Genomic DNA, 15597 nt, shown 5'->3' on the forward strand with positions numbered 1-15597 from the left:
CTACTTCGTCTTGCCCGGATCCTTCACGGCCTTCTGCACGTCGAACTCCTCGTTGAAGAGCTGGCCGTTCACCCGGGCGACGCGGCGGATGTAGACGTCCTGCACGATGTCGCGCGTCTGCGCATCGATCATCACCGGACCGCGCGGGCTCTCGAACACCTGGCCCTTCATCGCGGCCAGCAGCGCATCGCCACCGCCCGCGCCCTTGGTGGCCTCAAGCGCCTTCGTGATCACGCGCATGCCGTCGTAGCCGGCCACCGCCATGAAATTCGGGCGGAACTTGTTGGCCGCCTGGAAGGCCTCGACGAACTTCTTGTTGACCGCCGACGGGTGCGAGGCCGAGTAGTGGTGCGAGCTGACGATGTTCAGCGCGACGTCGCCCATGTCGTTGAGCTGGTCGTCATCGGTCACGTCGCCGGTGCAGATCAGGCGGATGCCCGACTTGTCGAGGCCGCGCTCGGCGAACTGCTTCATGAACGCCGCGCCCTGCCCGGACGGCAGGAACACGAACACCGCATCGGGGCTCAGGTCGCGCACCTTCTGCAGGAAGGGCGCGAAATCGGGGTTGCGCAGCGGCGAGCGGATCTCGCCGATGACCTCGCCGCCGTTCAGCTTGAAGCGGTCCCTGAAGGTCTTCTCGGCGTCGATGCCCGGCGCGTAGTCGGCCACCAGCGTCACCGCGCGCTTGATCTGGTTCTTGCTCGCCCATTCGGCGATGCCCAGCGTCACCTGCGGCAGCGTGAAGCTGGTGCGCACGATGTAGGGCGACTGCTCGGTGACGATCGACGTGGCCGCGGCGGTCACGACCATCGGCGTCTTGCTCTGCGTCGCGATCGGCGCGGTCGCGAGGGCCAGCGGCGTCAGGCCGAAGCCGGCCAGCACGTCGACCTTGTCGCTGACCACCAGCTCCTGCGCGATGCGGCGCGTCGCGTCGGCCACGCCGCCGTCGTCCTTGATGATCAGCTCGATCTTGCGGCCGGCGACCGTGCTGCCGTTCTGCGCCAGGTACAGCTTCGCGGCCGCCTCGATCTGCCGGCCGGTCGATGCCGACTGCCCGGTCATCGGGAGGATGAAGCCGATCTTGAACGGCTTGGCCTGCGCGAAGGCGGCGGATGGGAAAGCCAGGGGCAGGCTCGAGGCCAGCCCCGCCGCAGCGAGGTGCCGCAGGGCGGTGCGCTTGTGCATGCGTTTGTCTCCGTTGGGAAGGCGGTGGATGATGCAGCGAATCCGGGGCCGGATGCTAGCATCAAGGTTCGCATACAGCACCCGTGTTCTATATAAGAACATTGCAGCAGAAACGGGGGCATCGCGCATCGCGGTGAACCCTCACAGGAGACCTTGATGACCCAGCGTTCCGCAGCTCCTTTTCGCGCTGACCACGTCGGCAGCTTCCTGCGACCGAAGTATTTGCTGGAGGCCCGCGAGCGCTTCCGCCTGAAGGAGATCAGCGCGGCCGAACTGCGTGCGGTGGAAGACCGGGCGATCACCGAGATCGTGCGCTTCCAGGAGGACGTGGGCCTGCAGAGCATCACCGACGGCGAGTTCCGCCGCACCTACTTCCACATCGATTTCCTGGAGCAGCTGGGCGGCGTGAAGACCGACATCCCGGTGCTGGTGAAGAAGCCCGACGGCAGCGAGGAGCTCGCCCCGCCGGTGATGCGCGTGATCGACAAGGTGCGCCACGTGAAGGACATCCAGCGTGCCGACTTCGAGTACCTGAAGTCGCAGACGCGGCGCACGCCGAAGGTGACGATCCCGTCGCCGACGATGCTGCACTTCCGCGGCGGGCGCGCCGGCATCAGCCGCGAGCACTACCCGGACCTGGAGCCGTTCTACCAGGACGTGGCGAACGCCTACGGCGACGAACTGCGCTCGCTGGCGGCGGCCGGCGCGACCTATGTGCAGATGGACGACACCAACCTCGCCTACCTGTGCGACGACAAGATGCGCGAGGCGGCCCGCCAGCGCGGCGACGACCCCGACGAGCTGCCGCACCGCTACGCCGGTTTCATCAACCGCGTGGTGGCGCAGAAGCCGGCCGGCATGACGCTCGCGGTGCACCTGTGCCGCGGCAACTTCAAGAGCACCTGGGCGGCGCAGGGCGGCTACGAGCCGGTGGCGCAGGCGCTGCTGTCGGAGATGGACGTCGACGCGTACTTCCTCGAGTACGACGACGCGCGCAGCGGCGATTTCAGGCCGCTGCGCTTCCTGCCGAAGGGCAAGACGGTGGTGCTGGGTCTCGTGACAACCAAGCTCGGCGAGCTGGAGTCGAAGGACGAGCTGAAGCGCCGCATCGACGAGGCCGCGAAGTACGTGCCGCTGGAGCAGCTGTGCCTGTCGCCGCAATGCGGCTTCAGCAGCACGGTGCACGGCAACGACATCGCGGTGGAGGCGCAGCGGGCGAAGCTCAGATTGGTCGTGGAGACGGCCCAGGAGGTATGGGGTTCGTAGCCCGGATGCCAATCCGGGATGTGTCGGACAAATCCCGGATTGGCATCCGGGCTACCGTTTGCGCGCGAGTGTCAACCCGTCGCCGATCGGCAGCAGCGACAGGTCGACCCGCTCGTCGCGGTGCAGCTTGTCGTTCAGCGCCTGCAGCGCCGCGGTGTCGGTGCCTGCCGCGGCCGGGTGCGCCACGTCGCCGCCCCACAGCGTGTTGTCGATCGCGATCAGCCCGCCGGGGCGCAGCAGTTGCAGGCAGCGCTCCAGGTACCCGTCGTAGCTGCGCTTGTCGGCGTCGATGAACGCGAAGTCGTACTGCCCGGCCTCGCCGGCCGCGAGTCGCGCATCCAGCGTCTGCAGCGCCGGCGCGAGCTGCAGCTCGATCTTGTGCGCCACGCCCGCCTGCTGCCAGAACGGCCGGCCGACGCGGGTGTAGTCGTCGTTGATGTCGCAGGCGAGCAGCCGGCCGTCGTCGGGCAGCGCGAGCGCCACCGTCAGCGCGCTGTAGCCGGTGAACACGCCGACCTCGATCGCGCGGCGCGCGCCGATCAGGCGCACCAGCAGCGACATGAACTGCCCCTGCTCGGGCGAGATCTGCATCGACGCGTGCGGGTGCCGCCGCGTCGCCTCGCGCAGCGCGGCCTGCGCCGGGTGCTCGCGCACCGAATGGGCGATGACGTAGTCGAGCAGGTGGTCGTCGAGCGGCAAGGTCCGGTTTGACATGGCGTGTTCCTTTCTTCAATCGCCGAGGTTCTCGTGGTGCGCGACGACGCCGCGCTTCCAGTACGCGGCCGCGCGGATCGCGTGGCGGTCGTGGCCCTTCTCGTCGACCAGCACGCGGCGCAGCGCCGCCATCGTCGCGGCCTCGCCGGCGCACCAGGCGTAGCCGTCGCCGGGCGGCAGCGTGAGCGCGCGGGCCGCGGCGAGCAGCGCGTCGTCGCTGTCGACATGCTGCACCTGCAGCGCGGCGGCACTCGCCAGCGGGCGGCGATCCGCTGCATCGAGCTGCAGCAGCACGATCGCGCGCGTGCCGGCCGGCAGCTCCTCGAGCCGGCGCTCGATCGCCGGCAGCGCGCTCGCGTCGCCGATCAGCAGGTGCCAGTCGTAGTCGAGCGGGATGATGAACGAGCCGCGTGGGCCGGCCACCGTCAGCGCGTCGCCGGGCTGCGCGCGCGCCGCCCAGTCGGACGCCGGGCCGTCGTCGTGCAGCGCGAAATCCAGCGTCAGCTCGCCCGCCGCGGCATCGTGGCGGCGCGGCGTGTAGTCGCGGCGCACCGGCTCGGCTGCGCCGGTGTCGATGAAGAGCTTCACATGGTCGTCGAACGACGCGCTGATGAAACCGGCCATCGGCTCGCCGGCCACCACGATGCGCCGGAAACCGGGGCTCGTGGCCTCGACGCGCACGACGCGCAGCTCGCGCCGCCGGATCTCATGCTGGACGCGCTGCACGCGCCGGGTGGAGGTTTCTGCCGTCATGGGGCTCGCTCTCGAAATGGTTGACAATATCCCCCATCATGAGCAAACAAGATGACAATGTCAACCATCAGGGCAAAGCCGTGCCCCGCATGGAAGACGACGTGCTGGAGCTGATCCACACGGTGATGCACCAGTACCGCGGGCAGCAGTACCAGGTGCTGCGCGACGGGCCGCACGACATCACGCACATGGAGAGCAAAGTGCTCGGTTACTTCGGCCGCCACCCCGGCGCGACGCAGAGCGAGCTCTCGCAGCACAGCGGGCGCGACAAGGCGCAGCTGGCGCGGCTGATCAAGGGGCTGCGCGAGCGCGGCCTGCTCGACGCGCAGGCCGACGCGGCGGATCGGCGCAGCGTCACTCTCTCGCTGACGGCTGACGGCCAGGCGGTGCTGCGCACGCTGCAGCAGCAGGCGCGCAAGCTGAATGCGCGGGCGGTGGCCGGGTTCAGCGCAGCGGAACAGCGGCAACTGCTGGCGCTGCTGCAGCGGGTGACGGACAACCTCGACGCGCCGGACTGACCACGGTGGTCGCTTCGGTATTGCCACACGCCCCCGGCGGTGGCGACCCGCGGCACCCACGGCACGCACCGGCGTCGGATGGCACGGCGCATCGCTACCATCGCGACCACACCCTGGAGACACGATGGACCTGCACGACGAACCACCCGCGCTCTCGCAGCGCCTGCCGCAAGGCATTGCGGTACTGGCCGCCGCACTCGGCGGGCTGGGCCTGATCTTCTGGGTTGCCGCGAACTGGTCCGAGCTCGGCCGCACCGGCCGCTTCGCCTTGCTGCAGGCCTGCGTGGTCGTGATGTGCGCCGGCGCGCTGTGGCGGCCCACGCTGCGCGCGCCGCTCGGGCTGCTGGCGCTGCTCGGGATCGGCGGCCTGTTCGCCTTCTTCGGCCAGACCTACCAGACCGGCGCCGACGCCTGGCAACTGTTCGCGCTGTGGGCCGCGCTCGCACTGCCGCTGTGCCTGGGCGCGCGCAGCGACGTGCTGTGGGCCCCGTTCGCGCTGGTCGCGATGAGCGGCATCTCGCTGTGGATCGTCGCGCACACCGGTCACCGCTGGCGCATCGAGCCGCAGGACCTGCCGGCCCACCTGATCGGCTGGAGCGCGGCCATCGCGCTGGTGGTCGCGCTGCACCCGGCGTGGCAACGCGTCACCGGCGGCGGCCTGTGGGGCGAGCGCACCGCGGTGACGCTGGCGGTCGTGATGATCTGCGTCAGCGGCGCCAGCGCGGTGTTCGGTGACCGCAGCGGCGCGCACTACGCGCTGGCGCTGGCGGTGCTGGGCATCGCGGCGGTGCTGCTGGCCAACGCGCGCAGCTTCGACATCTATGGCCTGAGCGCGGTCGCGCTCGGGTTGAACGCGCTGCTGGTCGCCGGCCTCACGCACCTGCTGTTCGACCGCCACAATTCCGGCGACGAGATCGGCAGGATGCTGCTGCTGGGCCTGTCGGCCGCCGGCCTGCTGGCCGCCAGCGTCTCGGGCGTGATGCACCTCGCACGCCGCCACGCCCACACCGGAGCAAGCGCATGAGCGATTCCCTGATGGCTCACTCCGAGACCCGCCCGTGGCCGGTCGTGCTGCTGACCGGCCTCGGCGCCTGGCTGGCCGCGGTGCCGCTGATCATCGTGGTCGGGATGCTGCTCGGCGATTTCGTCACGCGTGGCGCCGGCCCCTACGTGATCGGGCTGCTGGTGCTGGCCGGCTCGCTGGTGGTGCTGCATGCGCGGCAGGTGCCGTTGTTCGTCGAGCAGCTCGCGGTGCCGGGGCTGATCGTCGGCGGCGGCGCGCTCGCGTTCGGGCTGTTCCGCGACCTGCCGGATGCGCTCGCCTTCGCGACGCTCGGCACGGTGGCGCTGGCCGTCGCGGTGGTGGTGCGGGCCGACTGGCTGCGTGCCCTGCTCGGTGCGCTGGCGGCGGTGATGCTGGCACTCGCATTGGCGATCGACCCGTGGCGCTACTCGAGCACGATGCGCCTCGGCGCGTTCTGGCTCGCATGGCACGGCTGCGCCGCGGCGTGGGTGGCCGCCCATGTGCTGGTGCGCCGCATCGCACCGGTGCACGCCGCCGTCGTCGAGCCGCTCAGCGCCGGCTGGCTGCTCGCGACGCTGTGCGGCCTCGCGTGGTGGGCCGGCATGACCTTCCTGGTCGGCGCGAACCTCGGCGACTTTGCAGGCGACCTGGTGCGCGGGGGCGATAGCGGCCACCGCTGGATCGGCACGCTGCAGCAGGCCGCATCGCTGGCGCTGGCCGTCGCGGGGGCGCTGTGGGCCGCGCATCGCTGGCCGGGCCTGCGGCGGCCGTGGCTGGCCGGCGTGGCCGCGGTGCTCGCGCTGCTGGCCTGGTTGATGCCCACGCTCGGCGCGGTGCTGCTGGCGCTCGCGCTGAGCGCCACCACGCGGCGCTGGCGCCTGGCCGCCGCGGCCGGCGTGGCCGCGGCCTGGATCATCGGCGCGTTCTACTACCAGCTGGCCTGGCCGCTCGCGCACAAGGCGCTGCTGATGGTGGCCGCGGGCGCCGTGCTCGCGCTGCTGGCGCGCTGGGGCCTGTCGCGGCGCCAGGCGATGGAGGCAGCACCTGCCGCGGCACCGGCCGGGCCGCAGCGCTGGGGCATCGCCGTCGCCGCCGTCGCCGTGCTGCTGGTCGCGAACCTGGCGATCTGGCAGAAGGAGTCGCTGATCGCGCACGGCCAGCCGGTGTTCGTCGAACTCGCGCCGGCCGACCCGCGCTCGCTGATGCAGGGCGATTTCATGCGGCTGAACTTCCGCCTGCCGGCCGCGCTGGAGCAGGGCCTCGACGACGACCTGCTGCGCGCACAGCGACCGCATGCCGTCGCGCGGCGCGACGAACGCGGCGTGCTGGCGCTGCTGCGGCTGGACGACGGCACGCCGCTCGCGGCCGACGAACTGCGCATCGAGCTGACGCCGAAGGATGGTCGCTGGATCCTCGTCACCGATGCCTGGTTCTTCCCCGAGGGCGAGGCGCAGCGCTGGTCGGAGGCGCGCTTCGGCGAGTTCCGCGTCGACGGCAGCGGGCGGGCCTTGCTGGTCGGGCTGCGCGGGCCGGAGCTGAAGCCGCTCTAGCCGGCGCCGGCCGCGACGCGCATCAGCAGCCGGATCAGCGTCGCACGCTCGCGCGCCGACAACACCGCCAGCGCGTCGTCCTCCATCGTCGCGGCGATCTTCTCGGCGCGCGCCGCGAGCTTGCGGCCCGCCGGCGTCAGCTCGATGCGCTGCGAGCGCCGGTCGTCGCTGCAGCGCACCCGCTGCACCCAGCCGCGTTCCGCCATGCGGTCCAGCGTCACCGCCATGTTCGGCGCCGACACGTCGAGCGCCTGCCCCAGCTGCTTCTGGTTCGCGCGCTCGTTGGCCGCCACCAGCACCAGGATCGAGAACTCCACCGCCTTCAATTCCAGCGGTCCGAGGTGGCGCACGAACGAGCGCTTCAGCTGCACCGAGGCGCGCGTCGCCGCATAGCCGACCAGGTGCTCCAGCCGCGAGGTGTCGAGCGCTTCCACCATCAGCGTGATCCGCTGGAGCGCGCCGCGCCGAGGTAGGTGTCGATCACGCGCGGATCGCGCGCCAGCTCGCCGGCCGGGCCCTGCAGCACGATCTCGCCCATCTCCAGCACGTAGGCGTGGTCGGCCACCTCCAGCGCGGCGCGTGCGTTCTGCTCGACCAGCAGGATCGTCACGCCGGTCGCGCGCAGCGCGGCGATGGTGCGGAAGATCTCGCGCACCACCAGCGGCGCGAGGCCGAGGCTCGGCTCGTCCAGCATCAGCAGCGACGGCTCGCCCATCAGCGCACGGCCCACCGCCAGCATCTGCCGCTCGCCGCCCGACAGCGTGCCGGCCAACTGTCCGCGCCGCTCCTGCAGGCGCGGGAACAGCGCGAACACGCGCTCCATCGCATCGCGTGCCGCTTGGGGCCCGCGCTGCCGCAGGCGCCAGGCGCCGAGCCGCAGGTTGTCCTCGACCGGCATGCTGCCGAACAGCGCGCGGGTCTCGGGCACGAGGGCGATGCCGCGGTCGACGCGTGCCTCGAGCGCCAGCGCACCGATCGCGCTGCCCTGCCAGCGGATCGACCCGCGCGACGGCAGCACGCCCATCAGCGCATTCAGCAGCGTCGACTTGCCGGCGCCGTTCGGGCCGATCACGGTGACAACGCTGCCGGCTGCGGCCTGCAGCCGGATGCCGCGCAGCACTTCGGCGCGGCCGTAGCCGGCGTGCAGGTCGGTGACTTCCAGGGCTTCGACAGGCTCAGCCCGATCCTTCGACATGCTCAGGGCGAACGGAGGGGTGGGGATCGGGTCGCTCATGCTCAGTGCTCCGTCCCGAGGTACGCCGCCCGCACCGCCTCGCTCGCCTGCACCTCGGCCGGCGTTCCTTGCATCAGCTGCGTGCCGAACTCCATCACGACGATGCGGTCGCTCACGTCCATCACCAGGTCCATGTCGTGCTCGACCAGCAGGATCGACAGCCCCTCGGCGCGCAGCTGCCGCAGCACCTCGGCCAGCGCCCRCTTCTCCTGGTGGCGCAAGCCGGCGGCCGGCTCGTCCAGCAGCAGCAGCGATGGATCGGCGCTCAGCGCGCGCGCGATCTCCATCAGCCGCTGCGGCCCGAGCGCCAGGTTGCCGGCCAGCTCGTCGGCGCGGTCGGCCATGCCGATGCGCTGCAGCTGGCGCTCGGCCTCGCGCAGCAGGCGGCGCTCTTCATCGCGGTCCAGCCGCAGCATCGCCGACAGCATGCCGCGCCGTCCGCGCCGGTGGGCACCGAGCGCGACGTTCTCCAGCACCGTCATCTCCGGCACCATCTTCACGTGCTGGAAGGTGCGCGACACGCCGCGCCGCGCGATGCCGCGCGACGGCAGCCCGTCGATGCGCTCGCCGCGCAGCCGCACCTCGCCGCGCGTCAGCGGCAGCACGCCGCTCACCAGGTTGAAGGTGGTCGACTTGCCGGCCCCGTTCGGCCCGATCAGCCCGACGATCTCGCCGGCCCGCACCTGGAAGCTCACATCGTTCACCGCGACCAGCCCACCGAACTCCTTGCGCACCGATTGCACGTCGAGCACCAGCTCGCCGTGCGGCGGCCGCGCGGCCTCGGGCAGCGGCGGCGCATCGGCCCAGTCGCGCTTTCGGGCGCGCCGCGGCAGCCGCGCCACCACCGCGGCCCACAGCCCGTCGCGCGCGTACTGCAGCACCAACACGAGCAGCACGCCGAACACGATCACCTCGTAGCTGCCGCTGCCACCGAGCAGCCGCGGCAGCAGCACCTGCAGCTGGTCCTCCAGCAGCTTGACGACGGCCGCGCCGGCGAGTGCGCCCCACACGTGGCCGACGCCGCCGATCACCGCCATGAAGAGGTACTCGATGCCCATCTTCAGGCCGAACGGCGACGGATTGACGCTGCGCTGGAAGTGCGCGAACAACCAGCCCGACAGGCTCGCCAGCAGCGCGGCGAGCACGAACACCGCGACCTTCGCGCGGAAGGTGTCGATGCCCATCGCCTCGGGCATCGTGCTGCCGCCCTTCAGCGCCCGCAGCGCGCGGCCGCTGCGCGAATCGAGCAGTTGCGTGGCCGCCAGCGCCGCCAGCAGCACCAGCGCCCACAGCAGGTAGAAGAAGCTGCGGCCGGTGTTCAGCGGCAGGCCGAAGAACCCGATCGGCGCGATGCCGAGCAGGCCGTCATAGCGGCCCAGCGCCTCCAGGTTGCCGAACAGGTAGAACAGGCTCAGACACCAGGCGATGGTCGCGAGCGGCAGGTAGTGGCCCGACATGCGCAGCGTGATCCAGCCGAGCAGCAGCGCGGTGAGCGCCGTCAGCGCCAGCCCGCCGAACACCGCGAGCCACGGCGACAGCCCGAGGTTCAGCGTCAGCCACGCGCTGCTGTAGGCACCGAGGCCGACGAACGCCGCCTGGCCGAACGAGGTCAGCCCGGCGATGCCGGTCAGCAGCACGAGGCCGATCACGACCAGCGCGTACAGCCCGATGTAGTTCAGCTGCGTGATCCAGAACTCCGGCACCGGCAACTGCGGCAACAGCGCCAGCACGGCGGCGAACGCGACGAGGAACCAGCCTCTACTCGTCATCGGATTCGCCGTGCGTGAAGCTGCGCCACAGCAGCACCGGCAGGATCATCGTGAAGACGATCACTTCCTTGTAGGCGCTGGCCCAGAACGAGCCGAACGATTCGAGCCAGCCGACGAACAGCGCACCGGCCGCCGCGCCCGGGTAGCTCGCGAGCCCGCCGAAGATGGCCGCGACGAAGCCCTTCAGGCCGATCAGGAAGCCGGTGTCGTAGAACATCGTCGTCGTGGGGCCGATCAGCAGGCCCGACAGCGCGCCGATGAAGGCCGCGAGGCCCATGCTCCAGCGCCCGGCGCCTTCCGTCGAGATGCCCATCAGCCGCGCGCCGAGCCGGTTCACGGCCGTCGCACGCAAGGCCTTGCCCTGCAGCGTGCGCCCGAAGAACAGCCACAGCCCGACGATCAGCGCGGCCGAGACGAGGAAGATGATCAACGCCTGCCCTGACAGCATCAGCGGCCCGGCGCGAAAGCGCTCGTCCCAGAAGCTCGGGTTGCGAAAGCCCTCGGCGCCGAAGAACAGCAGGCCCAGGCCGGTCAGCGCGAAATGCACGCCGACCGAGACGATCAGCAGCACCAGCACCGACGCATCGGYGAGCGGCCGGTACGCGAGCCGGTAGACCAGGGGCCCGAGCGGCGTGACGATCGCGAGCGTCAGCAGGCTTTGCAGCAGCAGCGGCAGCTGGCGCGGCGCGGCCCACAACGCGAGCAGCGTCACCGCGGCCGGAACGGCCAGTGACAGCGCGGCGTCGCGCGCGATGCGGCGGGCGGGCTGGCCTGCGCGCGCCGCGCCAAATGCGTCGCGCAGCGTGGCCAGCACGGCCAGGATCCCGAGCAGCCACACGGTGCCGGGGAGCTTGCCCATCTGCAGCATCGCGAGCGTCAGCGCTCCGTACGCGACGAACTCCCCCTGCGGGATGAAGATCACCCGCGTGACCGCGAACACCAGCACCAGCGCGAGCGCCAGCAGCGCGTAGACCGCACCGCTGGTCGCGCCGTCGAGCAGCAGGATGCCCGCGATCGAGAGGTCCATCAGAGAGAAGTGGCCGTCACTTCACCACTTCCCAGTCGCCGTTGACGACCTTCAGCAGCACGCCCGTGTCGGGCGTGAAGCCGAAGTGATCGGCCGCGGTGTAGTTCAGAACGCCCTGCGACACCGGGATGCGGCCGGCCGTCTCCAGCGCCTCCTTCAGCGCGGCGCGGAATTCCTTCGTGCCGGGCTTGGCCTTCTTCAGCGCCATCGGGATGATCTTCTCGAGCACGATCGCTGTGTCGAACGCGTGCGCGCCGAACTGGTTCGCGCTCTTCGGGCCGAAGGCCTTCTCGTACTGCTCGATGAAGCGCAGGCCGATCGCCTTGCTCGGGTTGCTGTCGGGCAGCTTGGGCGCCACCAGCGCCGGGCCGGACGAGACGAACGAGCCTTCGACATCCTTGCCGCCGACGCGGATCAGGTCGAGGGTGGCCGCGCCATGCGTCTGGTAGATCCTGTCCTTCGGGTAGCCGCGCTCGACCAGGCCCTTGTGCGGCATCGCCGCGCCGCTGCCCGAGGCCGCCACCAGGATCGCATCCGGGTTCGCACCCACCAGCTTCAGCGCCTGGCCGGTGATGCTGGTGTCGGCGCGCGCGAAGCGCTCGACGCCGACGTTCTTGATGCCGGCCGCGGTGGCCTGCGCCGTGATGTCCTTCAGCCACGCTTCGCCGTACGCATCGGCGTAGCCGACGAAGCCGAAGGTCTTCACGCCGGTCTTCTTCCAGTGCTCGACGATCGGGATCGCCATCACCGCGGTCGACTGCGGCAGCCGGAAGGTCCAGGCGCCCTTGCCCTCGGGCAGCGGGATCGGCGACAGCGCCAGCTGCACCGTCTGTGCCTCGGCCGCCACGTCCGACATCGCGATCGCGATCGGCGTCGCCGACGAGCCGACGATGAGGTCGACCTTGTCCTCGGTGACGAAGCGGCGGGCGTTCTTGACGCCGACGGTCGGGTCGGTGGCGTCGTCGAGCACGATCACGTTGAGCTTCTCGCCGGCGATCGTCGCGGGCCACAGGCTGATGCCGTTCTTGCTCGGGATGCCGAGCGCCGAGGTCGGGCCGGTCAGCGGGACGCTGACGCCGATCGTCACGTCGGCCCGTGCGCCGGCCGCGAGGGTGGCCAGGGCCGCAGCGGCCAGCCAGGTCTTCAGGTGCTTCATGGGGGTGTCTCCGTTCGGGGTCGTGATTCTGTCCGGCAGAGTGCGCGGATGTCATCCGGCACCGCGATGGACTTCAATTTTCCCGTGGCATCGCGTGTCACGAAGATGCGCGTCTCGCGGCCTTCGCAGACCAGCTCGCCGCCGCGCGTGACGCGGTGCAGCTGCACGAAGGCCTTGCCGTGCCAGGCCTCGATGCAGGTCTCGATGTGGATCGTCTCGCCGTAGGTGACCGACTGGATGAAGCGCGTGTGGATCTCCAGCAGCGGCGTGCCGACGATGCCGCGCGTCTTCTCGAGCACGCGCCACGGCGGCACGCCGCACTGCATGAAGAACGACAGCGAGGCCGCATCCATCCAGCGCGAGAAGTTCGGGAAGAAGACGATGCCGGCCGGGTCGCAGTCGCCGAAGTTCACGGCGACGGTGTGCGTGGTGGTGCGGGATTCGCTCATCGCGTTGCGGGCAGCAAGAGGCCGGGGGCGCTGCYGTCGTGCAGCTGCTCGACCAACCCGGCCCGGCAGGCCAGCACCGCGCGCTGGTTGATCGATCCCTTGTCGGTGACTTCGCCACGGTCGATCGCCGGCGGCTCGGCCAGCAGCAACGCACGGGCCACGCGCGTCGCGCTGCCGGTGCCGGCGTCGTGCAACGTGTCTAGCCAGTGCTGGAAGAACGCCCGCACCGGCGCGGCGGCCAGCACGTCGGCGAGCGGCGCATCGGCCGGCAGCCCGGCGAGCACCCGGCAGCGGTCGGCGCGCGGAAACACCAGCAGCCCGATCTCGTTGCGGTTCAGCCCGGTGACGACCACGTCCTGCACGCACGGGTCGCCGGCCGCGATCGCGCGGGCGCGCAGCGGGCCGACCGACACGAAGGTGCCGGTCGCGAGCTTGAAGTCCTCGGCGATGCGACCGTCGAACGCGAGGCCGCGCTGCGGGTCGGCCGGGTCGACCAGGCGCACCGCATCGCCGCTCGCGTAGAAGCCTTCGTCGTCGAAGTACGCGGTGGACGGCTGGCGCCAGTAGCCCGGCGCGACGTTCGGCCCGCGGTAGCGCAACTCGGCCTTGTCGCCGCTCGGCACCAGCTTCAGCTCGATGCCTGGCGCCGGCAGGCCGATGTGGCCGGAGCGCACGTCGCCGCCGTTGGCGCAGATCGCGAACGGCGCGGTCTCGGTCATGCCGAGCCCCGTCAGCATGCGGATGCGCTCGCCGCAGGCGGCCTCGGCCAGCCGGTCGAGCTGGTCCCACACCGGCTGCGAGAGCCCGGCGCCGGCGAAGAAGAACATCTGCACGCGGCTGAACAGCGTGTCGCGCAGCGCGGCGTCGTGCTCCAGCGCGTTGGCGATCTCCTCAAAGCCCTTCGGCACGTTGAAGTACACGGTGGGCGCGATCTCGCGCAGGTTGCGCAGCGTGTGGCCGATCAGCGCCGGCGTCGGCTTGCCGTCGTCGATGTACAGCGTGCCGCCGTTCCAGATCGTCAGGCCGACGTTGTGGTTGCCCCCGAAGGTGTGGTTCCACGGCAGCCAGTCGACCAGCACCGGCGGCGTCTCGCCGAGGCACGGGAAGCACTGCAGGATCATCTGCTGGTTGCTGCACAGCATGCGCTGCGTGTTGATCACGCCCTTGGGCGCCTGCGTCGAGCCGGAGGTGAACAGGATCTTCGCGATGGTGTCGGGGCCGACGCGGGCGTGGGCCTCGTCGACCGCATCGGTGGGCGTCGTCGCGAGCAGGTCGGCGAAGTGCAGCAGATGGCGGCCCTCGACCGCGCCGGTCGCCAGCGCGAGCGGCGTGCCGGCCGGCAGCGCGGCGTCGATCGCCCGCGCATAGGCATTGCCGTTCGCGGCGAACACCAGCCCCGGCGTCAGCACCCCGAGGATGTGGCGCAGCTTGGCGTGGTCCTGCGACAGCAGCGAGTACGCCGGCGAGATCGGCGCGCACGGCACGCCGGCCCACATCGCGCCGAGCGTCAGCAGCAGGTGTTCGAGGTCGTTGTCGGAGAGGATGGCCAACGGGCGCTCGGGGCCGAGGCCGATGTCGAGCAGCGCCTGCGCGATGCTGCGCGCGCCGAGCACGGCGTCGCGATAGCTCAGGTGCCGCCACACGCCCTGCGCGTCGCGCTTGGCGGCCAGCGTGCGGTCGGGCACCTTCGCGGCCCACTGCTGCAGGCGATCGGTCAGGCGCAGCGGGTGCGGCTGCAGCGGCTCGGTCGATTCGACAAGCAGGCTGCCGTCGTCGGCCGGCACGAAGCGGGCCGAGAGCGAACCGCCCAAGGCAACCCGCCGATACCGAGGCACCACGGTGCTCATGACTTCGCGACCTTGCCGGCCTTGCCGTCGAGGAAGTCGCGCATGCGCTGCTTGGCCGCATCGTCGGCCTGCGCAATCGCGGCCATCAGCGATTCGGTGAACAGCCCGGCCGCCTGGCCCTGCTCGGCGATGCGCGGCAGCGCGTGCATCACCGCGAAGTTCGACAGCGGCGCGTTCGACGCGATCTTGCGCGCCAGCTCGAACGCGGTCGCGAGGCCCTGCCCGTCGTCGACCAGGTACTGCGACAGCCCGATGCGCTGGCCCTCTTCGGCGTCGTGCACGCGGCCGGTGAGCATCATGTCGCTCATGCGGGCGACGCCTATCAGCCGCGGGATGCGGGCCGAGCCGCCCCCGCCGACGAACAGGCCGCGCTGGCCTTCGGGCAGGCCGTAGAAGCTGCTGCGCTCGGCGACGCGGATGTGCGCCGCGCTCGCGAGTTCGAGCCCGCCGCCGACCACCGCGCCGTGCAGCACCGCGACCACCGGCACGCGGCCGAACTGGATCTGCTCGAAGGCCGCATGCCACGAGCGTGAATGCAGGATGCCTTCGGCCGCACTGCGCTCGCCGAGCTCCGACAGGTCGAGCCCGGCGCAGAAGTGCGCGCCCTCGCCGCTCAGCACCACGGCGCGCACGCCGGCATCGAAGCCGGCGAACACGCGTTGCAGCTCGGCGATCAAGGCGTCGTTCAACGCGTTGCGCTTGGCGGGGCGCGTCAGCCGCACGTGGGTGACCGGGCCGTCACTCGAAACATTCAACAGGGAGGTGCTCACGACCGGGGTGGTTGAAGCCTGGATGGTTATGAGTCTTAAGCAAACCGCCGCTGGACACAGCGGGGAATACCCCGTGGTTCTGTGCTTTCGCATTGGGTTCGGAAGGCGCGTGCGGGGAGGCTGTGGTGCGCCGGCCGGTGCGGTCTTCGCCCCCTGGGGGGCGAAGACTTCCCTCCACTGACTGGTTTCATGGCCCGTCGCCCAAACTCCCGCCACTCACTTCGTTCGTTGTGGTCAAACAGTGGGCGACAGTCAGTGCACGAAGCGTGCTGCGCACGCGGGCCATGAAACCAGCCAGCTCCGGCGCCCCGGCTTTATTGGCGCTCCACAGCCTC

The 15597-nt window shown here is 70.9% G+C and carries 15 protein-coding genes; 4 read left to right on the forward strand and 11 right to left on the reverse strand.

Annotation, left to right across the window (positions count from 1 at the left end; genetic code table 11):
* Nucleotides 1–1185 (reverse strand): ABC transporter substrate-binding protein, encoded by a 1185-nt coding sequence (locus tag AC1DXV_RS08135; RefSeq protein ID WP_477933156.1) that lies wholly within the window; start codon nucleotides 1183–1185, stop codon nucleotides 1–3.
* A gap of 156 nt (nucleotides 1186–1341) precedes the next feature.
* Between AC1DXV_RS08135 and AC1DXV_RS08140 the strand changes: the two genes are divergently transcribed.
* Nucleotides 1342–2451 carry a 5-methyltetrahydropteroyltriglutamate--homocysteine S-methyltransferase gene (locus AC1DXV_RS08140; RefSeq protein WP_477869824.1) on the forward strand — a complete coding sequence of 370 codons (1110 nt, stop codon included), beginning with the start codon at nucleotides 1342–1344 and terminating at the stop codon, nucleotides 2449–2451.
* A gap of 51 nt (nucleotides 2452–2502) precedes the next feature.
* Here the strand turns inward: AC1DXV_RS08140 and AC1DXV_RS08145 are convergent, their stop codons facing one another.
* Nucleotides 2503–3165, reverse strand: coding sequence for a class I SAM-dependent methyltransferase (locus AC1DXV_RS08145; RefSeq protein WP_477869822.1), 663 nt, complete (start codon nucleotides 3163–3165; stop codon nucleotides 2503–2505).
* A gap of 15 nt (nucleotides 3166–3180) precedes the next feature.
* Complete coding sequence (locus tag AC1DXV_RS08150) at nucleotides 3181–3918, reverse strand: siderophore-interacting protein (RefSeq protein ID WP_477933158.1); 738 nt, start codon at nucleotides 3916–3918, stop codon at nucleotides 3181–3183.
* A gap of 89 nt (nucleotides 3919–4007) precedes the next feature.
* On the opposite strand from AC1DXV_RS08150, the gene AC1DXV_RS08155 reads away from it, so the two are divergent.
* The 3 genes from AC1DXV_RS08155 (at nucleotide 4008) to AC1DXV_RS08165 (ending at nucleotide 7010) form a co-directional block, all read left to right on the forward strand.
* Nucleotides 4008–4436, forward strand: coding sequence for a MarR family winged helix-turn-helix transcriptional regulator (locus tag AC1DXV_RS08155; protein ID WP_477872518.1), 429 nt, complete (start codon nucleotides 4008–4010; stop codon nucleotides 4434–4436).
* Nucleotides 4437–4560: 124 nt separating this feature from the next.
* Nucleotides 4561–5460, forward strand: a complete 900-nt coding sequence (locus tag AC1DXV_RS08160; protein WP_477872514.1) for a DUF2157 domain-containing protein — start codon at nucleotides 4561–4563, stop codon at nucleotides 5458–5460.
* Entirely contained in the window at nucleotides 5457–7010 is a 1554-nt protein-coding gene (locus AC1DXV_RS08165) for a GDYXXLXY domain-containing protein (protein WP_477933160.1), read from the forward strand. Before AC1DXV_RS08160 ends, AC1DXV_RS08165 begins: the two co-directional genes overlap by 4 nt.
* Here the strand turns inward: AC1DXV_RS08165 and AC1DXV_RS08170 are convergent.
* From AC1DXV_RS08170 to AC1DXV_RS08205, 8 genes are read right to left on the reverse strand one after another with little or no spacing between them, the layout of a single operon-like run.
* Nucleotides 7007–7447: a MarR family winged helix-turn-helix transcriptional regulator gene (locus AC1DXV_RS08170; protein WP_477872606.1), complete on the reverse strand. Its 441-nt coding sequence runs from the start codon at nucleotides 7445–7447 to the stop codon at nucleotides 7007–7009. The genes AC1DXV_RS08165 and AC1DXV_RS08170 overlap by 4 nt on opposite strands.
* Nucleotides 7447–8205, reverse strand: coding sequence for an ABC transporter ATP-binding protein (locus AC1DXV_RS08175; protein WP_477872610.1), 759 nt, complete (start codon nucleotides 8203–8205; stop codon nucleotides 7447–7449). Before AC1DXV_RS08175 ends, AC1DXV_RS08170 begins: the two co-directional genes overlap by 1 nt.
* Nucleotides 8206–8246: 41 nt before the next feature.
* Nucleotides 8247–10013, reverse strand: coding sequence for a branched-chain amino acid ABC transporter ATP-binding protein/permease (locus AC1DXV_RS08180; protein ID WP_477933162.1), 1767 nt, complete (start codon nucleotides 10011–10013; stop codon nucleotides 8247–8249).
* Complete coding sequence (locus AC1DXV_RS08185) at nucleotides 10003–11040, reverse strand: branched-chain amino acid ABC transporter permease (RefSeq protein ID WP_477933164.1); 1038 nt, start codon at nucleotides 11038–11040, stop codon at nucleotides 10003–10005. The genes AC1DXV_RS08180 and AC1DXV_RS08185 overlap by 11 nt, the downstream gene beginning before the upstream one ends.
* A 16-nt stretch (nucleotides 11041–11056) precedes the next feature.
* A complete protein-coding gene (locus AC1DXV_RS08190; protein ID WP_477868018.1) occupies nucleotides 11057–12196 on the reverse strand; it encodes an ABC transporter substrate-binding protein in 1140 nt (379 codons plus the stop codon).
* Nucleotides 12193–12645: an acyl-CoA thioesterase gene (locus AC1DXV_RS08195; protein WP_477868020.1), complete on the reverse strand. Its 453-nt coding sequence runs from the start codon at nucleotides 12643–12645 to the stop codon at nucleotides 12193–12195. The genes AC1DXV_RS08190 and AC1DXV_RS08195 overlap by 4 nt, the downstream gene beginning before the upstream one ends.
* Nucleotides 12642–14456 (reverse strand): feruloyl-CoA synthase, encoded by a 1815-nt coding sequence (locus AC1DXV_RS08200; RefSeq protein ID WP_477933166.1) that lies wholly within the window; start codon nucleotides 14454–14456, stop codon nucleotides 12642–12644. Before AC1DXV_RS08200 ends, AC1DXV_RS08195 begins: the two co-directional genes overlap by 4 nt.
* A 32-nt stretch (nucleotides 14457–14488) precedes the next feature.
* On the reverse strand, nucleotides 14489–15262 hold the full coding sequence (locus AC1DXV_RS08205; RefSeq protein WP_477868024.1) for a crotonase/enoyl-CoA hydratase family protein: 774 nt from the start codon (nucleotides 15260–15262) through the stop codon (nucleotides 14489–14491).
* Nucleotides 15263–15597: the final 335 nt, after the last annotated feature.

The sequence above is a fragment of the Rhizobacter sp. P3_C12 genome, assembly GCF_056402735.1.